Source organism: Amphritea atlantica (assembly GCF_024347255.1).
GTDB lineage: Bacteria > Pseudomonadota > Gammaproteobacteria > Pseudomonadales > Balneatricaceae > Amphritea > Amphritea atlantica.
Genome location: NZ_AP025284.1, coordinates 1,374,266 through 1,396,582, shown reverse-complemented (window position 1 = coordinate 1,396,582; position 22,317 = coordinate 1,374,266). Strand labels below are relative to the sequence as shown.

The 22,317-nt window shown below is 51.5% G+C and carries 21 protein-coding genes; 8 read left to right on the top strand and 13 right to left on the bottom strand.

Annotation, left to right across the window (positions count from 1 at the left end; genetic code table 11):
- The first annotated feature begins 113 nt into the window (after positions 1-113).
- Complete coding sequence (locus OCU43_RS06350; protein ID WP_091352399.1) at positions 114-584, top strand: PACE efflux transporter; 471 nt, start codon at positions 114-116, stop codon at positions 582-584.
- Between the two features lie 308 nt (positions 585-892).
- Here the strand turns inward: OCU43_RS06350 and OCU43_RS06345 are convergent, their stop codons facing one another.
- The 9 genes from OCU43_RS06345 to OCU43_RS06305 all read right to left on the bottom strand — a co-directional run bounded on the left by OCU43_RS06345 (position 893) and on the right by OCU43_RS06305 (position 8,103).
- A complete protein-coding gene (locus OCU43_RS06345; RefSeq protein WP_091352396.1) occupies positions 893-2,497 on the bottom strand; it encodes an ABC-F family ATPase in 1,605 nt (534 codons plus the stop codon).
- A gap of 328 nt (positions 2,498-2,825) precedes the next feature.
- Positions 2,826-3,512: a tetratricopeptide repeat protein gene (locus OCU43_RS06340; RefSeq protein WP_091352395.1), complete on the bottom strand. Its 687-nt coding sequence runs from the start codon at positions 3,510-3,512 to the stop codon at positions 2,826-2,828.
- A 102-nt stretch (positions 3,513-3,614) separates the two neighbouring features.
- Entirely contained in the window at positions 3,615-4,226 is a 612-nt protein-coding gene (locus OCU43_RS06335) for a DNA-3-methyladenine glycosylase family protein (protein WP_091352392.1), read from the bottom strand.
- A gap of 69 nt (positions 4,227-4,295) precedes the next feature.
- Positions 4,296-5,651: a sensor histidine kinase gene (locus OCU43_RS06330; RefSeq protein ID WP_091352390.1), complete on the bottom strand. Its 1,356-nt coding sequence runs from the start codon at positions 5,649-5,651 to the stop codon at positions 4,296-4,298.
- A complete protein-coding gene (locus tag OCU43_RS06325) occupies positions 5,648-6,307 on the bottom strand; it encodes a response regulator transcription factor (protein ID WP_091352387.1) in 660 nt (219 codons plus the stop codon). Before OCU43_RS06325 ends, OCU43_RS06330 begins: the two co-directional genes overlap by 4 nt.
- On the bottom strand, positions 6,304-6,606 hold the full coding sequence (locus tag OCU43_RS06320) for a PepSY domain-containing protein (RefSeq protein WP_245756466.1): 303 nt from the start codon (positions 6,604-6,606) through the stop codon (positions 6,304-6,306). The genes OCU43_RS06325 and OCU43_RS06320 overlap by 4 nt, the downstream gene beginning before the upstream one ends.
- Entirely contained in the window at positions 6,560-7,087 is a 528-nt protein-coding gene (locus tag OCU43_RS06315) for a diheme cytochrome c (protein ID WP_217647364.1), read from the bottom strand. The genes OCU43_RS06320 and OCU43_RS06315 overlap by 47 nt, the downstream gene beginning before the upstream one ends.
- 25 nt (positions 7,088-7,112) lie before the next feature.
- Positions 7,113-7,496, bottom strand: a complete 384-nt coding sequence (locus OCU43_RS06310) for a DUF1924 domain-containing protein (RefSeq protein WP_091352379.1) — start codon at positions 7,494-7,496, stop codon at positions 7,113-7,115.
- Entirely contained in the window at positions 7,489-8,103 is a 615-nt protein-coding gene (locus tag OCU43_RS06305) for a cytochrome b/b6 domain-containing protein (protein WP_091352377.1), read from the bottom strand. The genes OCU43_RS06310 and OCU43_RS06305 overlap by 8 nt, the downstream gene beginning before the upstream one ends.
- Positions 8,104-8,493: 390 nt before the next feature.
- Between OCU43_RS06305 and ilvC the strand changes: the two genes are divergently transcribed.
- A complete protein-coding gene (gene ilvC, locus OCU43_RS06300) occupies positions 8,494-9,969 on the top strand; it encodes a ketol-acid reductoisomerase (protein ID WP_091352373.1) in 1,476 nt (491 codons plus the stop codon).
- 205 nt (positions 9,970-10,174) lie between these two features.
- Positions 10,175-11,608 carry a molybdate ABC transporter ATP-binding protein ModF gene (modF, locus tag OCU43_RS06295; RefSeq protein ID WP_091352370.1) on the top strand — a complete coding sequence of 478 codons (1,434 nt, stop codon included), beginning with the start codon at positions 10,175-10,177 and terminating at the stop codon, positions 11,606-11,608.
- 138 nt (positions 11,609-11,746) lie between these two features.
- On the opposite strand, the gene OCU43_RS06290 is transcribed toward modF, so the two are convergent.
- The 4 genes from OCU43_RS06290 to OCU43_RS06275 all read right to left on the bottom strand — a co-directional run bounded on the left by OCU43_RS06290 (position 11,747) and on the right by OCU43_RS06275 (position 16,177).
- Complete coding sequence (locus OCU43_RS06290) at positions 11,747-12,688, bottom strand: porin (protein WP_091352367.1); 942 nt, start codon at positions 12,686-12,688, stop codon at positions 11,747-11,749.
- Between the two features lie 307 nt (positions 12,689-12,995).
- Entirely contained in the window at positions 12,996-14,537 is a 1,542-nt protein-coding gene (locus OCU43_RS06285; protein ID WP_091352364.1) for a tripartite tricarboxylate transporter permease, read from the bottom strand.
- Positions 14,538-14,541: 4 nt separating this feature from the next.
- Positions 14,542-15,015 carry a tripartite tricarboxylate transporter TctB family protein gene (locus OCU43_RS06280; RefSeq protein WP_091352361.1) on the bottom strand — a complete coding sequence of 158 codons (474 nt, stop codon included), beginning with the start codon at positions 15,013-15,015 and terminating at the stop codon, positions 14,542-14,544.
- A 178-nt stretch (positions 15,016-15,193) separates the two neighbouring features.
- Positions 15,194-16,177, bottom strand: a complete 984-nt coding sequence (locus OCU43_RS06275) for a tripartite tricarboxylate transporter substrate binding protein (protein WP_091352358.1) — start codon at positions 16,175-16,177, stop codon at positions 15,194-15,196.
- A 277-nt stretch (positions 16,178-16,454) separates the two neighbouring features.
- Here OCU43_RS06275 and OCU43_RS06270 point away from each other — a divergent pair, with 277 nt between their 5' ends.
- From OCU43_RS06270 to OCU43_RS06250, 5 genes are all read left to right on the top strand, one after another.
- The gene (locus OCU43_RS06270; RefSeq protein ID WP_261832997.1) at positions 16,455-18,026 is read left to right on the top strand and encodes an ATP-binding protein; all 1,572 of its coding nucleotides are present in this window, start codon (positions 16,455-16,457) and stop codon (positions 18,024-18,026) included.
- A gap of 16 nt (positions 18,027-18,042) precedes the next feature.
- On the top strand, positions 18,043-18,729 hold the full coding sequence (locus OCU43_RS06265) for a response regulator (protein WP_091352353.1): 687 nt from the start codon (positions 18,043-18,045) through the stop codon (positions 18,727-18,729).
- 103 nt (positions 18,730-18,832) lie between these two features.
- On the top strand, positions 18,833-19,345 hold the full coding sequence (locus tag OCU43_RS06260) for a DUF2937 family protein (protein WP_091352351.1): 513 nt from the start codon (positions 18,833-18,835) through the stop codon (positions 19,343-19,345).
- 402 nt (positions 19,346-19,747) lie between these two features.
- Positions 19,748-20,248: a putative pterin-binding protein gene (locus tag OCU43_RS06255; RefSeq protein ID WP_091352348.1), complete on the top strand. Its 501-nt coding sequence runs from the start codon at positions 19,748-19,750 to the stop codon at positions 20,246-20,248.
- Positions 20,248-22,200 (top strand): putative bifunctional diguanylate cyclase/phosphodiesterase, encoded by a 1,953-nt coding sequence (locus OCU43_RS06250; protein WP_091352345.1) that lies wholly within the window; start codon positions 20,248-20,250, stop codon positions 22,198-22,200. The genes OCU43_RS06255 and OCU43_RS06250 overlap by 1 nt, the downstream gene beginning before the upstream one ends.
- The last annotated feature ends 117 nt before the right edge of the window (positions 22,201-22,317 follow it).

Below are 22,317 nucleotides of genomic sequence, written 5' to 3'. Positions count from 1 at the left end.
TCAACCTATCTGAAATTCAGATAGTATCTAACTTTTATCTATCTAAATAAACCCTAGAATGGCCACCATCATTTAAGCACTGTCAGCTGACAGGGAATTTGTAAGGAGCCATCATGAATCAGCCTATTATTACCCGTACTCCCATGGATCGTCTGCGTCACACTCTGATGTTTGAGGCGCTGTTACTGACCCTGCTGGCGCCGATGATGTCTCTGATGCTCAACCGGGATATCGTTGATGTGGGGATGTTATCCGTGGTGATCAGTCTCAAGGCGATGCTGATCAACCCGATCTTTAACTACTTGTTTGATCGCTATGATGTTCGTCGTGGCAGGGTTCCCACCGAGCGAAAACTGCTGGGCCGGATTATTCATGCGATGGGACTGGAAATCACACTGACTGCCACCTCATTGCCGCTGATTGTCTGGTGGCTGGATGTGACCTTTATGCAGGCACTGGTGGTGGATATGGTGATGATTTTCGCGGTAATGGCCTACACCCTGGTATTTAACTGGAGCTATGACCGGGTGTTTCCGGTGGCTCAACCCGCCGCGTCACTGCCTTTGTCTGAGAGCACTGTCTGAGAGAGCTCGTCTGAGAGCACTGAAACACCTCTGGTGCTGTGCTTTGGCTAACCGGGGGGATAATAAATTTTTACCACAGAGTACACAGAGGCCACAGAGAAGAGCTTATTAATCTTTCCTCTGTGTTCTTAGGATGCCCCTTGGGTACGGTGTCCTCTGTGGTGAGCCAGGTTCAGGGGTTGCACCTTCGCTGTCTCATAATCCAGCAATATTTACCACAGAGAGCACAGAGGCCACGGAGAAGAACATTATGAATCTTTTCTCTGTGACCTCTGTGGTGAGCTAGCTTTAGCGGTTTGCTCCTTCCTTCAGGCGACCCGGGCAGCTTTGGTCTGGTTATCCAGATATTCATCAAAGGTACCGGGGAAGTGGATCACTTTGTGATCTTTAATCTCAATAATATTGTCCGCCAGCGACGAGACAAAGGCGCGGTCATGGCTGACAAAGATCAGTGTGCCATCAAACCCTTCCAGAGCGATATTCAGTGCTTCAATCGCTTCCATATCCATGTGGTTGGTGGGCTCGTCCATAATCAGGACATTGATATCCATCATCATCAGTTTGCCGAACAGCAGTCGGTTTTTCTCACCACCGGAGCAGACCCGGGCCTTCTTATTGAAGTCATCCGCGGTAAACAGCAAACGTCCCAGCAGTGCACGGACTTTAAGGTCATCATGTTTGGGCGTACGCCACTGTGACATCCACTCGAACAGCGTCAGATCGCAGTTAAAGTCAGCCGAGCTATCCTGCGGACAGTAGCCGATTGAGGCATTTTCCGACCATTTCACGGTGCCCTCTTTTGCCTGCAACTCATCCATCAGACAGCGCAGGAAGGTGGTTTTACCGGCACCGTTCTCACCGATAACCGCCAGTTTGGCACCCGCTTCGAGAATCAGATTGCCACCGGAGAACAGCATTTCATCCTCAAAGCCATGGCCCATCTCTTCCAGAATCAGCGCCTGGCGATGCAGCTTTCTGTCCTGCTTATAAGTGATTGAGGGGAACTGCCGACTCGAGGTTTTTACTTCATCCAGTTCAATTTTTTCCAGTTTCTTCGCCCGCGAGCTGGCCTGTTTCGCTTTCGAAGCGTTCGCCGAGAAACGGTTAACAAATGCCTGCAGATCTTCCATCTCGGCACTTTTCTTGGCGTTGGACGACAACAGTTGTTCACGAATCAGCGCAGAGGCTTCCAGATAGTAATCATAGTTACCGGGATAGATTCGCAGCTCACCGTAATCGATATCCGCCATATGGGTGCAGACAGCGTTGAGGAAGTGACGGTCGTGGGAGATGATGATCATGGTGCTCTTACGCTGGTTGAGCACATTCTCCAGCCAGCTGATGGTGTGGATATCGAGGTTGTTGGTGGGCTCGTCCAGCAGCAGAATATCGGGATTGGCAAACAGTGCCTGGGCCAGCAGCACCCGCAGTTTCCAGCCCGGAGCTACCTGACTCATCAGGCCAAAATGAAACTCTTCTGCAATACCGGCTTCCAGCAGGATATCGCCCGCACGACTCTCGGCGCTGTAACCATCCATCTCAGCAAACTCCACCTCAAGATGGGCGACCTTCATGCCGTCCTCTTCCGACATCTCTGGCAGAGAGTAGATCCGGTCACGTTCCTGTTTCACTTTCCACAGTTCGGCATCCCCCATAATCACCGCGTCGATCACCGTATACTCCTCAAAAGCAAACTGGTTCTGACTGAGAATACCCAGCTTCTCCCCCGGTGTTATAGACACATTACCCGCCGTCGGCGTCAGCTCACCGCTGAGGATCTTCATAAAGGTGGATTTACCACAGCCGTTGGCACCGATCAGGCCGTAACGGTTACCGTTGCCGAATTTAGCGGAGATATTTTCAAACAGCGGCTCAGCGCCAAACTGCATGGTGATGTTCGCAGAGGAGATCAAAGGAGTCAGTCCTGAAAAGAGTGTTCTGGAAAGAATGTACTGAAAGAGAATCCGGAAAAAGAGTCCTGAAAAGTACAGGTTACACAGCGCAAAAACGATGCTGTTAATAGTGCGGCAACTTTAAAGAGTTAAGGCCCCAATGTCGAGAGGCAACTGTACATTTATTGAACAAAAATGATGTTTATGAAAATCAGATCCGGGGTATAAACCTCTGTCGCGTAAAACCAAACGGCTGAGGGCCTTCCCTCTCTCTGTCCTCAGTGGCTTGCTATCAATTCACCACAGAGGACAGGAACAAAGATCAGGGCGGTAGATAACGACCGTTTAATCAGGGCAGTTCTGCCAGCATCTTCGCAGCAGACTGCCCTACCTGGGTATCGGCACCCAGATCTACAGCGGTTTTCAGCGCGGTGCGGGCCTTTTCAGTATCACCCATCTGATTGCTGACAAACCCCAGGGTCAGCCAGATTCGCTGATTGGATGGATCGATAATTGATCCCTCATCCAACATTTTAAGGGCTTCATCTGAGCGACCGATATAATGCAGTGTCAGTCCCAGGTTGTTGTAGGTGGCGGCATTTTCCGGGTCAAACGACAACAGTTTTTCATACAGTTTGGCGGCCTGCTGATAGTCCTGTTTGGCAAACATCTCATTGGCCATACGGGAGATCTCCACCGGGTCCTGCAGCACGCTCAGATCGGATGTTGCGCCAACACTGTTGCCGCCCATGCCTGAGCCGCCCATTGAGCCCCCCATTCCAGAGCCTCCCATAGCGGCAGAGCCCATCGCTGAGGGTGTACGCCCCTGTGCACCGCCTGCTTTACCCGTTAGCAGATCACCGGAGAGCGTCTGCCCGGCCACGGGCCAGTCAAGATTGGGCTTAGTGGCCGCTGATTGTGGCTCTGACAGGTAATACTGCCGGGTAAAGCCAAACACAACCAGACCAAAGATGATCTGAAAGGCGATGATGGTGAGCCAGAACTTAACACTATGAGAGTTTTGACTATCGGTCATACAGATTCCTCAACAATTAAACGTAATGCCGCGACTGAAAAATAGTACGACTCATTAGTCGACCACGCAGACAGCAATAAATTCCAGATCAATGACAACGGATTACACCGGTGCACCCCGGTAATAGTGCCAGAGAAACAGTGAGCCGGCACTGCGATAGGGTGCCCAGTGCTCAATCAGATCCCGCGCCTGCCTGGGTGTGGGTTTTTGCGTCAGGCGCTTTAAGCGTCCTAAAGCCACCAGCAATGCCAGATCATCGGCGGGAAAAATATCCTGCCGTTGCAGCGAAAACATCAGGTAGATCTCTGCACTCCAGCGACCAAAGCCCCGCAGCGAAGAGATCACTCTGATCGCCTCATCATCAGGCAGATGGGGCAGCGCGTCGAGATCCAGGGTTTTATCGACAACGGCACCAGCCAGACCGTTGGCATATTCAATCTTACGCCAGGACATTCCGGCGTCTCGCAACGCCTGATCATCCACCGCCAACAGCCGCTCAGCGCTAACCTCGGCCAACAGTGTTTCAACCCGCCCCCGAATCGCCGCAGCCGCCTCGGTAGACACCTGCTGACCGATAATAATCGCCAGCAGTGCGGCAAAACCTGACGCTCTCTGTCGGGGTGCCGGAGCGCCTGCCTGGGGCAGTGCACGGGCAATATCGTCATCGACACAGGCCAGTTGCTGCAATGCCTGGTCAATAAAAGCCTGATCCATCCACACTCCTTAAAAACAGAACCATAACCGTCTGCGGCAACGGCGTGTTATGCAGAGGTTATCAGCTATTCAGCGCAATGGCAGCTCGATGGTCACCCGGATACCATGGGGCTCACGATTTTCCAGTGTCAGCCGGCCCTGATAACTTTCGATAATATCGTTACAGATCGACAGCCCTAATCCAGCCCCCTCCTGCCGTTCATCGAGACGCTGACCACGTTGCAACAGGTGTTCGATACTCTCCTGTGGCAACCCTTTACCGTCATCCAGCACCCTTATCACGGCCAAGTCTTCAGTCACCTGTACCGTTAAGTACACCTCACTCAGACCATATTTGCAGGCGTTATCGAGCAGGTTTCCGATCAGCTCAAGCATATCATCACGATCCTGCGGCAGAGTGCCGGCCGCTGACAGGTCCGTTTCAATACGGATCGCCGGGTATAACTTACTCAGTATATTGATCAGCGGAGGCAGATCGACCGCCAGATTAGTCTGCCGCCCTGGCGATGATACGCCGACTATCCGGGCCCGTTTCAGCTCACGCTGAATCAGCCACTGAATATCATCCAGCAGTGCTTTGATATCCGCGCCAAACTCGGTGACCGATTCATCCTGTAGCTGCTGCAACCGTTGCAACGGACGCTTGATCTCATGGGCCAGATTTCCCAGGGAGTTACGGGTGCGACTGACCCGCTGTTTTAACTGTTGCAGCAGCTGATCTATATCATCCGCCAGGGGCGCCAGTTCCTGCGGTACGCTGCTCAGATCGGGCTTATCCTCTGCGTAACGGAACGACTGGATCTTCTCCCGAACCGAATCCAGATAGCGGAAGTTGCGGGTCAGAATCCATTGCTGCATAAAAAACAGCGAAATCGCACCACCAGCCAGTACCAGCAGCGCCCAGAATGAGTATCGCCATTTCAGGGCATCCAGCGGTGAGCTGTCTTCGATAATGGTCAGCGTAAACGGGGTATCATTTTTATTGAACCCCAGTTGCCAGACCAGCCAGTGCTGACCATCGGCACCGGGCATCTCGAAACTGTTTTCCTCCCCCTTGGCAAGCGTGGCAAATTGCGCCGGATAATCCCACAAAGAGCGACTTCTGATCTCTATATCTGGCCCGGTTATCATATAGTAATGCCCGGAAAGCGCACGCTGATAGACGGTGCTTGTGCCGCGGGGGCCCACCTCCCATGTCTGATTATCAGGCTGCAACTGCAAAGCGGCAATAATCGATTCGGCATCATGTTTAAGGCGGGAAAGAATATATTCGTGGGAGATCTGACCAATACCCCAGTTCACCACCATCAGCAGTGCCCCCATCGTCAGGCACAGGGCGACAATCAGACTACGACTGAGTTGCCGGCGAATCGACATTCTCACCATGGCGGGGGCTTTTAACGGTTTATTCAGATCACTGTTCACTCGCCTATCCGATACCCTTTGCCCCACTGGGTCTTTATAAAGTCTTTACCAAAATAGTTACGCAGCCGGTTTACATAGACCTCGATCACATTACTGTCTTTGATCTGCTCCTCTTCATAAACCTGCTCACTCAGATAGCTTTTCGAGTGCACCTTATCGGGATACATCATAAAGTGCCGCAGCAACCGAAAATCGGTGGATGTCAGGGTGATCACCCGGCCATCCTGGGCAATCGCCTGCTGCTCAGCCAGCAGCAACCGGACCCCCTTCCATTCCAGTACATTATCGGCTTTTCCCACGGTACGTCTGACCACGGCCTGCAGACGGGCGATCACCTCATCTGCATGAAACGGTTTACCCAGATAATCATCAGCACCGGCATTCAGCCCATCAACCCGTTCATGCCAGGCATCCCGGGCAGTGAGAATAATCACCGGCACATGATTGCCCTTCTGGCGCCAGTGTCTGAGCACCTCCAGCCCCGGAATTTCCGGTAAGCCAAGATCGAGTATAACCGCATCGAACTGCTCCTCATCACCGAGAAACTGTCCATCGGTGCCATTATGTGCCATCTCGACAACATAACCGGCCTTCTGCAGACTGCGCTTCAGAGCCTCAGCCTGTTCCAGATCATCTTCGACCAGTAAGATTCTCAATCGTCCCGTTCCTCTTTTAACACCGAACCGCTCGCCGCATCGATATGAAACTCCCGCACCTCACCATCTTCGCGCAGCACCTCAACTTCATAGACGATGCTGTCATCTTCCTGCTCGATCTCCAGATCGAGCAGGCGACCATCAAGGCGGGATTTATTGGCAGCCATAATATCGACAAAGGACATGATTCTGCCTTCGGCCACCCACTCCCGCACCTGTGCATCAGTGATATCAGAACCGGCACAGGCCTGGTTAATCATCCCAACGGCCATAACCAGGAATGCGAACCGAATCTTCATCGAAGTCTCCACTTTCTGCGCGCTGATGGCACGCATTACAGTTGCTGAAACTACCTACTTCCGCATTACCACTGACCATACGCTCTGGCACCTCATCGTGTTTACGCACAAAGTATGGCAGCTCTGTAATCCGTAAAGGCGCATCGCCCTTAACTCTTTTTAACATTCCACGACCCGGTTTACCCGCATTATCCGTCAGATAAGCGCTGATCATCGCAGCGGTTTCATCCGACACTTCAGCATTTTCACCAAAGTGATCATCCAGCGTCGTCATTATAGTGCTCCAGCTTTCCGCTGGCAGCAAACGCGCAGGATAAGCGACATGACAGGCTCCACACTCCTCCCGGTAGACAACGGCCTCTGCAGTTGTCGCGTTACCGGCACTGTAGGTGCCAGACGCATTGCTAACGCCGGTGAGTCCCAATCCCCATGCGGCGACGATAAAGCTGCCTGCCACACCATAACGAATATATCCCGCCATTTTCTTCATTCCTGGTTTCATACGTTTATTGCCCCCTGATCCATACTAAGAAATCACCCTTTTCCTGCGCAGTACACTCACGGTTGAGCGTCCATTTACAGTTTCTTAAAAACCACTTATCGATCTTCTTGCTATCGGTAAACCGTTTTGGGTTTACTGACGGCGCCATCGGTTTGATCGCTTTACCGGTTTTCGCGTGTTTGCCCACACCGGTTGGATCAGCACCATGACACTGCGTGCAGCTTCGACCATCGTTATCTGAGTTCCACAGCGCCTGTCCGGCATCAGCACTGAACGTTGTGGCCCCCGCAGCCCGGTATTGATCCAGCTTCTGATCAATAACACCGGCATTTGCGGTCATTGCCAGACTGGCAATCAGGCCTGCCAGCAACCATCTTTTTTTAGACATGACTCTCTCCTTTAACAGTCTCAACCTTTGATTTTTTTGCACCGATCACTTTGACACCGGTTACCATGGCGCGAATCAGATTTTCCCGGTGCAGCAGACTGCTGACGACCACGCCCGCAAGATGAATAAATACCAGCGCCAGAGTGCCGTTGGCACAAATCCCATGCAGCTCTTTCACCAGATCTTCATTAAATGAGGCCACAAAGGTGCCGGCCAGCGGCCCAATATTGTCAGTCGCAATCAGAGCCATGCCGAAGAAGCAGGTCAGTGCCAGCATCAGCAACAGCGCAACCACCATGATGCCGCCAGCCGGATTATGGCCAACATAGTGTTCCGCTTTGCCGGTTAGCAGCGACTTCAGGTAACTAACCACTTTCTCTTTGCCGGTTACAAAATTTGTGAAGCGCGCGTATTTGGGGCCAATAATGCCCCACAGCAGGCGAAACAGAATCAGAGCGCTGATCCCATACCCCATATAGAAGTGCACCGTTTCGAAGTCACCTTCCGTCAGATAAGCGACCGTAAAAAACAGTGCCAGCGACCAGTGAAAGACCCTGACAAGGGGGTCCCAGACCTTTACTACTTGTTGTGAATCGTGCGTTGACATCTTAAAGCCTCCTCATACCGTTCATATCCATGACCGATCTCTATAGTGGCCATATTAATGACAAGTTCTTAAAAGAAGCTTAAAAAGCCATAGCATTTCAGAGGTTTTTATAAAAAAGCGGCTGAAACCCAATCGGGATCAGTTTTTCCGGATTAAGTACGGCATCAGGTGTATTTCATATTTTGCAATACTGTGATGTGTATATATCAATATACGCAAGACATATTTTTATATAGAGTAGCGCTATTAAACTTCAGCGGGTGTCTCTGTATAATATTGCCCTGCCTGAATTTGAGCCTCGCCGGTAACACTGTTCCCGCCTGGTAAAATGAACAGAATTTACAGTCGTGCCGACCGGGCTGCGACTTAATCAAACGGAACTATCAGAATATGTCTAATAACTACTTCAACACGCTGCCACTGCGTGAGCAACTGGAACAACTGGGCAAATGCCGCTTCATGTCTATCGACGAGTTCAGCGATGGCGTTGAAGCCCTCAAAGGCAAGAAGATGGTTGTTATCGGTTGTGGCGCTCAGGGCCTGAACCAGGGTCTGAACCTGCGTGACAGCGGCCTGGATGTATCTTACGCACTGCGTGCTGAAGCGATCGCAGAAAAGCGTCAGTCCTGGAAAAATGCGACCGAAAACGGTTTTGTTGTCGGTACCTATGAAGAACTGATCCCGACGGCTGACGTGGTACTGAACCTGACACCTGATAAGCAGCACACCTCCGTTGTTAACGCGGTTATGCCGCTGATGAAAGAAGGCGCTTGCCTGTCTTACTCTCACGGCTTCAACATCGTTGAAGAGGGTATGAAGATCCGTGAAGACCTGACCGTTATCATGGTTGCACCTAAGTGCCCGGGCTCTGAAGTACGTGCTGAATATGTACGTGGTTTCGGTGTTCCTACCCTGATCGCCGTTCACGAAGACAACGACCCTAAAGGCGAAGGCCTGGCTCTGGCGAAAGCCTATGCTGTCGGTACCGGCGGTCACAAAGCGGGCGTACTGATGTCCTCTTTCATCGCTGAAGTTAAATCTGACCTGATGGGTGAGCAGACTATCCTGTGCGGTATGCTGCAAACCGGTTCTCTGCTGTGCTTCGACAAGATGGTTGAAGAGGGTATCGATCCAGGTTACGCATCCAAGCTGATTCAGTACGGCTGGGAAACTATCACCGAAGCACTGAAATACGGCGGCGTCACCAACATGCTGGACCGTCTGTCTAACCCAGCTAAGATCAAGGCATACGACCTGTCTGAAGAGCTGAAGCAGATCATGCGTCCGCTGTACAACAAGCACCAGGATGACATCATCGACGGCACCTTCTCCCGCACTATGATGGAAGACTGGGCGAACGATGACAAAAACCTGCTGGGCTGGCGTGCTGAAACGGCAGAAACTGCCTTCGAGAAAACACCGGCTGGCGATGTTGAGATCTCCGAGCAGGAATACTTCGATAACGGTATCCTGATGGTTGCTATGGTTAAAGCGGGCGTTGAGCTGGCATTCGAAACCATGACTGCGGCTGGCATCATCGCTGACTCTGCCTACTACGAGTCACTGCATGAGACTCCGCTGATCGCTAACACCATCGCCCGTAAGAAGCTGTATGAGATGAACGCAACTATCTCTGACACTGCTGAATACGGTTGCTACCTGTACAACCACGCGTGTCTGCCACTGCTGGCTGACTTCATGAAGGACATCAAAACCGACGTTATCGGTAAGGGTCTGGATCTGGAAGATACCGGCGTCGACAACGCCCGCCTGATCGAAGTGAACACTGCACTGCGTTCACACCCGGTTGAAGCGATCGGTGCGGTACTGCGTGGCCACATGGCTGACATGAAGAAGATCGTTTAATTAACTAAGATCTTACTTCCAGAAAGGGCTGGGCTTAATCGCCCGGCCTTTTTTTTGGCCTTACTATTAATGTAACTTAACGTATTGAGCGAAGCCAAGACGCGGCAAAAACGGGCGAGAAAGCGGAATTTACTGTAGTAAATAAGCATTTTAAGCCTGTTTTTAACAAAGTATTGGCGAGTTCAATAGTTAAAAGCAGATAACTATGAATATTCGCCTCGACAACCTGACAGTTAACTTCGATGATCGCTTTCAACTGGATGAGATCAACTGGCAACTGGACGACACCCAGCATTGGGTGATAACCGGTGCTAACGGTTCTGGTAAATCAGCATTAGCTGCCGTGCTGGCAGGCGCTGGAGACACACTCAGCGGTACTCTTGAAGGTCTCCCTCCAAAGGTCGGACTGGTCTCTTTTGAAGCCCAGGCTGAGCTGATCGAGCGGGAACGTAAGAAGGATGACGCCGATATTATGGACGTTATCTCAGAGGGGACACCGGTCAGGGAGATCCTCTGCGAAGGGGGGCGTAATCCTGAGCTGATCAGCCAACTGGTAACGATGTTCAAACTGGACTCGCTACTGGACCGGGCCTTCCGCAAACTCTCTACTGGAGAGTCCCGTAAAGTGATGCTGATCCGGGCGCTGGCCAGCGAACCTGATCTGTTGGTGCTGGACGAACCCTTTGATGGCCTCGATGCAGATACCCTGAAGATGTTGCAGCAGTATCTTGCTGGCCTGGTGGAGAGCGTGCCGATGGTGCTGGTGCTGAACCGCTTTGATGAGTTTCCCGACTTTATCACCCATATCGCCTATGTGGATCATGGCCGGTTGCAGCATCAGATCGACCGTCACGACAGCAAAGCCTATAACGAGCTGTATCAGTTGCTCCATCTGAAAACCACTGATCTTGAAGTACCGGGCGCGGATCCGGAAACTGCGATTCCCAGGCTCGATCCGACGCAACCTCTGGTGCGACTCAACAAGATCAATATCACCTACGATGGTCACCGTATTATCGACTCCCTGGACTGGACTATCGAACGCAATCAGCACTGGCAGCTAAGTGGCCCCAACGGCAGTGGTAAAACCGGCCTGCTGTCACTGATCACCGGCGATCATCCCCAGTGTTACGTCAACGATATTTTTGTATTTGGCTTTCAGCGGGGCAACGGCGAGAGCATCTGGCAGATTAAACAGTTTATCGGCTATGTCTCCACTGCCCTGCAGTGGGAATATAAGGTGGGCACCGGGCTGAGAAATGTCATTATTTCCGGGTTCTACGACAGTATCGGTCTGTACACCAAAGCGACCGACCGGCAGAAAAAAATCGCCGACGAGTGGCTGGCCCTGCTGGGCATGTCTGACCGGGCAGATACCCCGTTCAACAAACTCTCTTACGGTGACCAGCGTCTGCTACTGATCGCCCGGGCGATGGTTAAACACCCTCCCCTGCTGATTCTGGATGAACCCTGTCTGGGGCTGGATGATATGAACCGCCAGTTGGTTCTGGCACTGATCGAAAAGATCTGCGCCGGTAGCGAAACCTCAGTGCTCTATGTGAACCACCACGCTGAAGACAGGATCAAAGGGATCGATAACTACCTGAAACTGGAAAAGCGCGAACCCGCAGCCGGTTAATCGCTGCGTTACAGGCCTACAAATAAGAAAACCCGGCATCACTGCCGGGCTTGCTCTGCGCTGATGAGCGGTACCGTGTGCGATAACTTGCCCGAAGGGGAGGACAATCAGGCGCAATCACTGTACCACCGCAGAGAATCAGAAGACGATACGCATACCCACCAGATAACCTGGATCGGTATTGTCGGCATCGGTATCACCGATCTCTCCAAATACACTCACCGCTTTCTGTTCAGGGAACTTGTAGGTCGCGTTGGCGTACCAACCCGTTATATCATCACCCGCATCTTCATCGCGGTTCTGAACGCCCACCGCAACCGTAGTCGTCTCGGCAACAGGGAAAGATGCCACCAGGTTATAGACATCAGCGGTATCTTCCATTGAACCGTAATCAGCCCCAAACCTGGCAAAGCCGGCATCAAAAGTGACGCCTACACCCCAGGAAGAAACGGAATCTGAACCCATCTCCTGATAGTTCTGATACGCCGCCATCAGCCCCACATTTCCCAGGTCGGTTGAGACAAACAGATCAGTGGATTTAGTACCATCGCTGTCCGCATTACCTTCCGCTTTAAGGTCAGTAGAGAGCGACACAAACAGATTATCAAACTGTGCATCGACACGGATAACATCATCACCAGCATCATCGTTGAGGTCAAAAATATCGTCCTCAACTACGGTCTCATACGCCTTTTCAACGCTGAATTCATCGGTGGAATAGTTTTGCTTACCGACCCGCAACGCAATATTGTCAAACTTAAGCCCCAGATAGGCCTCTTCCAGCTTACCACCATCCTGAGAGTCGGCACTTTGATCGTTGGCGCGTTTGTCAAAACTGTAATCAAGCTGTGCAAACGCACTCATACCGTCATTGAGGTCATAGGTTACCCGGTTTTTCAGTTCCAGATCGTCAAACTCCAGATCCTGATCCTGGTTATCACCAATCTTCTGGCGTAACTGAACCTGCAGATCCCCTTTCAAGTCATATTTCAGGCCGTTGCCTTCGTAGATGGTGGCTGCCTGAACGGAACCAGCCAGCATAGCGGCTGAAATTGCAGTAGTCAGTGCTACTCTCTTCATCGTATTCTCCACTTCGTTAATGGATTGCTTTTATATTTTTTGTTCAGGTTTTCGGGGTTCCTGAAGCCCATTGGTGCTCTCTAATCGCTTCACTCGAACAGCCATTCAGACATCTCAGGCTGATGCGAACCTTAGCGTTTGAGTCACTTTAAAGAGAACAGAAACCCATTTGAAGTTATTGAAAATAAAGTATTTATTGTTTATACACCGCATTAAGTTCGTTTTGTTTACGGCACCCGACAGGCATAAAAAAACCCTGGCAATGGCCAGGGTTTTTGCAATTTACAGCGGGCGGTAAAAAACCGGGTCAGCCCTCTCCTTCATTCACGGCAACTTCGGGTCCCCGGGTACGATTGCGATTGCGCACCAGATCCAGCAGCGGCGGGACAACCAATACAATCACTGCAATCGAAATAATTGCCAGCGTCAGCGGACGCTCCCAGAGAAACGCCAGACTGCCGTCAGAGATCACCAGTGCCCGGCTCAGATTGGTCTCCATCAGACCTCCGAGAATATAGCCCAGCAACATCGGCGCCATTGGGAATTCCAGCAGCTTAAGGAAGATTGCAATCACCGTAATGACCACCATCATCTGGATATCAAAGGTATTGAAACTGACCAGATAAACCCCGGTGATGGAGAAAAACAGAATCATCGGAATCAGAATCGGCCGTGGAATCACCAATAACTTTGAGATATAGGGAATCAGTGGCAGGTTCAGAATCAGCAACACCAGGTTGCCAAAATACATTGAGATAATCACCGACCAGAACACATCCGGATGATCCAGAAACAACCGTGGACCCGGCTGAATACCATAGGCAATCAGCGCCCCCAGCATAATCGCAGTCGTACCTGAACCGGGTATCCCCAGCGTCAGCAGTGGTACAAATGAACCGGTAGAGGCCGCATTGTTAGCCGACTCCGGTGCTGCCAGCCCCCGCAGTGAGCCCTTACCAAACTTCAGTTTTTCTTTAGCGGATGCCAGGTTACGCTCCAGACCGTAGGCCAGAAACGATGCGATAGTCGCGCCGGCGCCCGGCAATACCCCTACCAGAAAACCAAATACCGAAGAGCGGCCAATAGTCGGGGCAACCTCTTTGATCTCCTCTCTGCTGAGTTTCATGCTGCCCAGCTTGCTCATATCAACCTGTTCTTCCTCTTCCCGGTGCTCGCCTTTCAGCACTGTCATCACCACTTCCGTCAGCGCGAAAGTCGCCATCGCCAGTAACAGAAAGCTGACACCGTCGATCAGGTCGATACTGCCAAAAGTAAAGCGGGTTGCACCCGAGGTTGTATCGGTACCGACTGTCGCAATCATCAGGCCAAACACGGTCATCAGCAGGGCTTTCAAAACCTGCCCCTTACCCGAAAACGCAGCCACCGCAGTCAGCCCAAGAATCATCAGGGCAAAATAGTCGGTCGACTGAAAGCTGAGCGATACTTTTGCCAGTGCCGGGGCCGCAAACAATAGAGCCAGTGCACCGACAGTACCGCCGGTAAAAGATGAGTAGGCAGCCAGCGCCAGCGCCTTACCCGCCTGATTCTGTTGTGCCAGTGGGTAACCGTCAAAAGCTGTCACTACAGTACTGGCACAACCCGGTGCATTGATCAGAATCGATGACGTTGATCCACCGAATACCGCCCCGTAGTATACCCCCGCCATCAGAATGATCCCGGAAGATGGATCAAGACCATAGGTGATCGGAATCATCAGCGCTACCGCCGAGATAGGCCCCAGGCCTGGTAACATGCCGATAAAGGTGCCGGCAAAACACCCCACGACCACCATCAACAGATTAAAGGGCATCACCGCAGTGCTCAGCCCGGTAAAGATTCCGTCTAACATTGCATTACCCTCCAAACAGTTGAACGAACAGTTGCCCCGGTGCCAGATAGATATCCAGCAGTTTGGCGAGGATAAACCAGATCCCCACCGCAAAAGGTACGGACACCATCAGCAGCATTTTGGTACGACGTTCGCCCAGCAACCAGAAACCAGCGATAAGGAATAACACGGTGGCGAGCAGAAAACCGATCCATTCGAGTGCCAGTCCGAAGATCACTATCAGCACCAACAGTTTTGCCACCAGGGCAAAATCATAGTTGTTTAACCGCAAACGTTTTTCAGCTTTTCTCTCTGCTGTCAGCAACAGTGCAAGGGAGATAACACCGCCTAAAATAGCCAGTGCATACGGCACCGTACGGGCATGAAAGGGTTCAAACTCATCGCCAGGCAACAAAGGAATATCGCCGGCATAGTAACCGTAGAAAGCCGATAACAGGAGAAACCCCATTCCGCCAATATGGTCTTTGGTAATAATCATGTAACGCTCCCGGACAGAGGGCAATCTGTCGGATATAACAAAAAACTCCGGGCCAGGCGCTTAACCTATACTAAGCGCAGTCGATTGAGGCCCGGAGAAAACAAACACACTCAGGTGAAACAGCGCAGCAATAGAGCATCGGGCTGATTGACTGCAATCAGCCCGATAATACGAAGGCTTACTTAAGGAAACCCAGCTCACGCATCAGATCACCCACCTCTTTTTCCTGCTGTTCCAGAAAGGCAATAAACTGATCGTCAGGCTTAAAGATCTCAACCCAACCATTACGGGCGCGCACGGTTTCCCACTCAGGTGTCTGGTACATCTTCTTCAGAGTGTCAACGAACTCAGCTTTCTCTGTATCGCTGATACCCGGTGCGGCAAAAAAGCCACGCCAGTTGACGAAGGTTGCGTCATACCCCAGCTCTTTCAGGGTAGGTACGTCCGGTGCTGCGGCGTTGCGCTCATCGCCGGTCATGACCAGAATCCGGACTTCACCCGACTCTGCCAGCGCCAGTGCCTCACTGAATCCGGTAGACAGGATGGAGGTTTCGCCAGACAGCAGACCCGCCATCGCTTTACCACCAGCATCGTAGGCAACATAGCGTACCTGACGGGCATCGCCACCGGCGGCTTTAAAGGCCATCGCCGCCACCAGATGATCCATGCTGCCCCGGGCTGAACCGCCACCAATCTTAATCGCGCGAGGGTTTTCGCTAAATTCAGCAACAACATCTTTAAAGCTTTTGTACTTTGAATCGTTCTTCACCACGAAGGCACCGAAATCACCAATGGTCGCGGCAACCGGTGTCAGATCACGGAAAGACTGTGGGAATACTTTTGACAGAGAGCGGATCACGATGGGAGTTGAGTTCACCATCAGTGTGTCATGATTCTGATCGGCCGTTTCAATCAGGTGAGCGATCGCTTTACCACCGCCACCGCCGGACATATTCTCGTAGGAGATACTGTCGACCAGGCCCGCTTTGCTCAGTGCTTCACCGGTACCACGTGCAGTACCATCCCAGCCACCACCAGCGCCACCTGGAATCAGAAAGTGTATACTCTCCACCGCCGCCACATGCAGAGAAGCACCGGCTGTCAGACAGCCAGTCAGCATAGCAGCGATCAGGGTTTTCTTATTTACAGTTTTACAAAACATTCGGACTTCCTCGTACAGAGTTCTGGTTCTTATTGTTATATGCACATTAGTTTTCCGAAGATTTTTATGAAAGCTTATGAATTTAAAGGATTTTTAAAACATAAAATTCATTTTGTTCATAAAGTTTACGAGTCAAGCGGGTGCAGATTGATTACTATCTGCACAGACGTAATCAAACTAACTAAACTAAGATCAGCGATCTCAGAAAATCCGCAAAGTCAGAAAATCCGCAAAGAGAGTACAGATGAGGCTTCTCCAGCTAAAACTGAAACAGCGAATGATCCTGATTCTGGGGGTCATGGCACTGATTCAGACCGGCTTTATCGGTCTGTTTGCACTGCATTACCTGGAACGTTCGCTGGATGAACAGATCGGTCAGCGGGCGCTGGATGTCGCTAAAACCATCGCCGCCATGCCTCAGGTTATTGAATCGGTAGAGCAACGGGACAGCCATTACCTGCAACCATTAAGCCTGGCGCTGGCAGACACCACCCGTGCCCGCTTTGTGGTTATCGGCGACAGTAATGGTATCCGCCTGGCCCACCCTAAAGTAGAAAAGATCGGCCACTCAATGGCCGACGATGACGGTGATACCGGTTATCCCGCCCTGATAGAGGGGCATGGCTATATCTCTAAAGCCGTTGGCTCACTGGGCTGGTCGATGCGGGGCAAAGCCCCGGTGATCAGTGCCGATGGCAGTATTTCCGGATTAATATCGGTGGGTTATGGCCTCGACCGGGTTACTGAGATCATTAACCGGTATCGGGTCACGCTGATTCTGGTCATTCTCTGTTCCTTTATTCTCAGCGCCGCAATAGCGGTCTGGTTTGCCTATCATTTCAAGAAAGCGATCTTCGGTCTGGAACCGGAGCAGATTGCCCATCTGTTTGACGAACAGCGGGCCACCCTGGAGTCGGTCCGTGAAGGCATCATCGCGATCGACAGCACAGGCGAAATAACCACCATCAATCAGACAGCCATTGAAACCCTGGGCTTACCCAAAAACTGCGAGCTGATTGGCCGTAGGGTGGAAGAGGTGCTGCCCGACAGTTCAATGCTGGAAGTATTGCAAACCGGCGAACCCCAGTTTGACAGTGAAGTCTGGCGCGGGGATCACTGCATTATCGCCAACCGGTTGCCGCTGAAACAGGGCGAACAGATCACTGGTGTTGTCTCCAGTTTCCGCCGCAAGGATGAACTGGATATGGTCAGCCAGCAACTGACCCGGATTCAGCAGTATGCCGATACGCTGCGCAGTCAGGCCCACGAATATTCCAACAAATTGCACACCATCGCCGGACTGATCCAGATAGGCGCCACCGATCAGGCACTACAACTGATCGGTCAGGAATCACAAAGCCATCAGGCGCTGATCAAGCTGCTGATGAAAGCGGCGCCTGATCCGGTACTCGCCGGCTGTTTGCTGGGCAAATATAATCGTGCACGGGAGATGGGTCTTGCACTGGTTATCGACCCGGAAAGCGAGATGACCAACCTGCCAGATAAGCTTCCTCGCGAGCAACTGGTAAGTATTATCGGCAACCTGATCGACAACGCACTGGAAGCTACCCTGAACCATCAAGGCAGCGACGGTAAAGTGCATCTGTCGATGACGGATCTGGGTAATGATCTGATCTTTGAGATCGAGGATCAGGGGGCGGGTATTCCACCTGAGCAACAGGACAGAATCTTTGAAAAAGGTTTCAGCAGTAAAAACCGGGATGGTCATGGCTACGGCCTGCATCTGGTCAAAAACCTGCTGGATAAACTTCATGGCACTATAACTATAGAGAGCGGGCCTTCAGAGGGTAGCCGCTTTACCGTGTATATTCCCAAAAATAAAAATTAATTCGGGTTTAGCTAAAATGATAAAAGTTGTTATCGCCGAAGATGATCCACAGATCGCAGAGATCCAGCGGCGCTTTCTCGAACGGATAGAGGGCTTCGAGCTGGCCGGTATTGCACACCGCCTGGAAGAGGCCGAAGATCTGATAGAGATACTGAGTCCCGATCTGCTGCTACTGGATATCCAGTTCCCCAACGGCACCGGTTTTGACCTGTTACGCAAGCTACGTGCGGATAACAGCAGTATCGACGTTATCATGATCACTGCCGCCAAAGAGGTTAATACCCTGCGCGAAGCACTGCACGGTGGGGTATTCGATTACATTCTCAAACCTCTGGTCTTTGAACGGTTACAGGAAACCCTGCAAAACTACCAGCAGCATCTGCAAAAGCTGCACAACCTTGACACTCTGGCCCAGAGTGATGTGGATAAAGTTATGCCACGTAACAGCCCTGCGGAGATGCCACCTGTCGAAATCACCAGATTACCGAAAGGGATTGACGCGATTACACTGGAAAATATCAGCCGGGTATTCAGTCAGCGCGACTCTGCCCTGAATGCTGAAGAGGTAGGCGAGATTATCGGCGCCAGCCGCACCACCGCCCGGCGCTATCTGGAATATCTGGTCAGCCTCGGTAAGTTAAATACCGAAGTCAGTTACGGAAGTGTGGGTCGCCCGGAAAGACGGTATCAGCGAAGTAACTAGAAAAAACCCGGGGGGCAGATGGGACCTCCCGCCAACGACTGGTTTTTACTAAGATCCCTGGTGCGGTATATTAACTGACCAGACCACCTCAGGAAGCATTCCGTTGATTGGCAGACTATTCGATAAACTGACCTTTGGCGTCACACTGTTACTGGCGTTACAGGTGCCACAGCTGGCCGACCATTATCAGCAGTTTCTGGCGGGCATGTATGCATCAACACAGTGGCAGGTCGAAGGTTATGAGGCCACCGCAAAAGCGTTTGGTTACCCCGATGTCCGCTCGATGATTCAACAGCACCAGCAGAACAGTGAGCCCAGTGTCAGAGCAGATGCCCGGCAAAAGCTGGCCACCCTTGATCAGTATGCTGAGCTACAACAGGGTATAGCGGTGTTTGCCAACGGCAACCTGCTGAATAAAACCCTCTATATGTTTACCCCCTCCCGCTACTCCTATCTGGAGAAAACCCTGGATAACTTTAAGCCGGGTCTGCCACTGACCTCAGAGGGTATTGTTTTTGGTGTTGTTGTCGGTCTGCTGCTCAACCTTATGCTAACGCAACCCTGCGTTTTTCTGGCCCGGCGGCTGAGACGCAGACAAGCACCCGACACAGTTTAAAAATATCCTGTAAACCATCTGGTGCTGCCTGTCAGGGATATCAATACCACCATTGAGTTTTATTCCCCGGTGCAGGGAATGCAGCAGGTCACCTTTGGCAAGCAGAAGATCGACGCGGCACAACCAGGCCGATCCTCTCCATCTACTTCAGGGCCCCTGACGATAATCTTATATAGATCTCAGACTATACCGGGCAGTAACAAAGCTCAATTACACAAAATGGGTAATACATAACGGTTCCCCCGCTGACATATGAGCGTACTGTCTGTAAATTATGACAGATAAACGGTCATGGAGAGACGCTGAGTCATTCTGAAGGCGCAGAGGCTATGATAACCGCTGATAAACAGCCGTTCAGATCAGTTGATTCTTTTCATTTACAGATTAAAAAAGGTTTTCTCCATGACAAAGTGGACTCTTGCGCTACTGGCTTGTTGGGCCGTATCGCTCAGCGTTGCAGGCGCCCCCCTGCCCCAACCCACCGGACCAGTCATACTGTCCATCAGCGGCAAAATTGAAAATACTCAGGATGGCCAGACAGCCGCTCTGGATCTGTCGCTGTTGCAATCTCTGCAGAGTGATACCTTCAGGCTGAAAACCCGCTGGTCGGATAGCATTCACAATTATCACGGTCCGCTGCTTTCAGCTGTACTCAGGTACGTTGGCGCACAGGGAGACCACATCAGACTTACCGCGCTGAATGACTATAGCGTCGAATTTGAACGGCAATATATGGACAGTTATGAGCCGATACTGGCCTGGAGAGAGGATGGAGAGCAACTCTCCGTCCGTGAAAAAGGGCCACTCTGGTTAATGCTACCGCTCGACAAATATCATGAGCTCAACAGTGAAATCAATACCGGCAGGATGATCTGGCAGCTTAGCAAAATTGAGATCTACTGATGGGACAAAGATTGCCCTACATGGGTAAAAAAGTCTCCCGTAAGCGCGTTTTACTGATCGCCATTGTGCTGATCTTCTTTATCAGTGCGGCCATGAGTCTTTTCCAGCTCCGCCAGTCGATCGCTCTCCTCGATGAGAACTATGGCACCAGCGTCTTTTCAATGTTTCAGTTAAAACTTGAACTACGCCGTTTTAACGACGCACTGGCGCTGTACCAGGTGGCACCCGACAATGCACATCTTGAAGATGTGAAAACACGTTACGATCTCCTCTGGAGCCGCTTCCCAGTGCTGCTTGAAGGAGTCGACGGTGAACGGATAGCAAAATTTGAACACGCAAAAGAGACCCTGAACCAAGCCTTTAATACCGTCAAGTCACTCGAGCAAGACGTCTTTAAAAAGCTCGCATCCGAGCCGGAATACAGCCTTCAGATACAGCAAGCACTGAAGCCTCAGATTGCACAAATTGACGCACTGGCTCTGCAAAACTACTATCAGACAAATATCCTTTTCAACCGTAGCGAGAGTCAGGTTATCGACCTGCAACAACAGTTAATTCTGCTGATGTGCGGCCTGATACTCTCCGGTAGCCTGCTGTTAGTAATGATCATCCGGGAGAACAGACTCAACCGTCATCAGGCCGAACATGACAGTCTCACCGGAATTCCCAACCGCGCATTTCTACAAAATGAGATCTCCCGGTATTGTCGGAAAAAGCAACCTTTCGCCCTGCATCTGATCGACCTCAACGGCTTCAAAGATGTCAATGACACACTGGGACATCACGTTGGTGATGCCCTGTTACAAGCAGTATCCAACCGTCTGTCCAACGGGATTGATAAGCGTTATGGTTGTCTCACCTGCCGCCTGGGTGGCGATGAGTTTGCCATTCTCCAGCCCCGGCTCATCAACAATGACAGCCTGCGCATAATCACTGGAAAAGCCATTCAGCTTTTTGAAAAACGCTTTCAGATCGACCAGCACACCTGTTTCATTGGCGCCAGTATCGGCAGCGTTATCTATCCGGAACATGGTATCGATGTCGGCAGTCTGCTCACCCGGGCCGATATCGCTATGTATAAGGCGAAAGAACAAGCCGCACACTCAAGTCAGATGTTATTTGATTTTGATATGGATGCGCAGATCCATCGTCGACAACAGCTGCAGAAAGACCTGCGGATAGCACTTGAGCGCAGCAAACTGCACCTGGTGTATCAACCGATAGTCTCTCTGCAGACGCAACAAGTGGTCTCTCTGGAAACCCTTCTGCGCTGGGATCATGAGACCTATGGTGCAATACCACCACTGGAAATCATCAGCATCGCGGAAAAGTATTCACTGGCGAACACCCTCGGCTGCTGGATTATTGATGAAGCCTGCCGCCAGATCGACGAATGGCGAAACGAGGGGTTTCAGCCACTGCCGGTCGCTGTGAATATTTCTCCATCGATGCATCAGCTTGATCTGGCGGCCATCATTAACCAGTCGCTGAAACAGCACAATCTGCCCCAGGGGCTTATCCGCATCGAGGTCACTGAAGATACCGGCATGCAGATACTGAAAGAGACGCAGGACCTGTTACCCGGTCTGGCGCGACACAATATCAGTGTCGCCCTGGATGATTTTGGCACCGGACTGTCATCCCTCAGCCATCTGCAGCAGCTACCGATACAGACGCTCAAAATCGACCGAAGCTTTATCAGCAAGATCAGCGAGGATCAGGTCAGCCGCCGTTTAGTCCACAATATAATCGGTATCGGCCATGATCTGGGCATGAAAGTGGTCGCAGAAGGAATCGAAAATGAGGCCGAAGCCCGCCTGCTCGCAACTTATCAATGCGATTATGGTCAGGGCTATCTTTTCAGCAAACCCCTGGCACCCCGCCTGATCCCCGCCTGTTGCCGGGAAATTGCAATGACTGCAAACGATTCGGCTGTAACCGAAACCTGCTAATCATCTGACGTTGAACAGCCGAAATCTGACAAAGATACTGTCACAGCGGGCTTTGCAGGCGATTCAGTCCGGCCCGGTCCGGGCTTCGTCCGAAGACCGGGCTCCTCCCCTATAGCA

Excerpts from the sequence above, each read along its gene's own strand:
- OCU43_RS06350 (WP_091352399.1), top strand. The coding sequence starts at position 114 with ATGAATCAGCCTATTATTACCCGTACTCCCATGGATCGTCTGCGTCAC.
- OCU43_RS06340 (WP_091352395.1), bottom strand. The coding sequence starts at position 3,512 with ATGACCGATAGTCAAAACTCTCATAGTGTTAAGTTCTGGCTCACCATC.
- OCU43_RS06335 (WP_091352392.1), bottom strand. The coding sequence starts at position 4,226 with ATGGATCAGGCTTTTATTGACCAGGCATTGCAGCAACTGGCCTGTGTC.
- OCU43_RS06320 (WP_245756466.1), bottom strand. The coding sequence starts at position 6,606 with ATGAAGATTCGGTTCGCATTCCTGGTTATGGCCGTTGGGATGATTAAC.
- OCU43_RS06315 (WP_217647364.1), bottom strand. The coding sequence starts at position 7,087 with ATGGCGGGATATATTCGTTATGGTGTGGCAGGCAGCTTTATCGTCGCC.
- OCU43_RS06310 (WP_091352379.1), bottom strand. The coding sequence starts at position 7,496 with ATGTCTAAAAAAAGATGGTTGCTGGCAGGCCTGATTGCCAGTCTGGCA.
- OCU43_RS06305 (WP_091352377.1), bottom strand. The coding sequence starts at position 8,103 with ATGTCAACGCACGATTCACAACAAGTAGTAAAGGTCTGGGACCCCCTT.
- ilvC (WP_091352373.1), top strand. The coding sequence starts at position 8,494 with ATGTCTAATAACTACTTCAACACGCTGCCACTGCGTGAGCAACTGGAA.
- modF (WP_091352370.1), top strand. The coding sequence starts at position 10,175 with ATGAATATTCGCCTCGACAACCTGACAGTTAACTTCGATGATCGCTTT.
- OCU43_RS06290 (WP_091352367.1), bottom strand. The coding sequence starts at position 12,688 with ATGAAGAGAGTAGCACTGACTACTGCAATTTCAGCCGCTATGCTGGCT.
- OCU43_RS06285 (WP_091352364.1), bottom strand. The coding sequence starts at position 14,537 with ATGTTAGACGGAATCTTTACCGGGCTGAGCACTGCGGTGATGCCCTTT.
- OCU43_RS06280 (WP_091352361.1), bottom strand. The coding sequence starts at position 15,015 with ATGATTATTACCAAAGACCATATTGGCGGAATGGGGTTTCTCCTGTTA.
- OCU43_RS06275 (WP_091352358.1), bottom strand. The coding sequence starts at position 16,177 with ATGTTTTGTAAAACTGTAAATAAGAAAACCCTGATCGCTGCTATGCTG.
- OCU43_RS06270 (WP_261832997.1), top strand. The coding sequence starts at position 16,455 with ATGATCCTGATTCTGGGGGTCATGGCACTGATTCAGACCGGCTTTATC.
- OCU43_RS06265 (WP_091352353.1), top strand. The coding sequence starts at position 18,043 with ATGATAAAAGTTGTTATCGCCGAAGATGATCCACAGATCGCAGAGATC.
- OCU43_RS06255 (WP_091352348.1), top strand. The coding sequence starts at position 19,748 with ATGACAAAGTGGACTCTTGCGCTACTGGCTTGTTGGGCCGTATCGCTC.
- OCU43_RS06250 (WP_091352345.1), top strand. The coding sequence starts at position 20,248 with ATGGGACAAAGATTGCCCTACATGGGTAAAAAAGTCTCCCGTAAGCGC.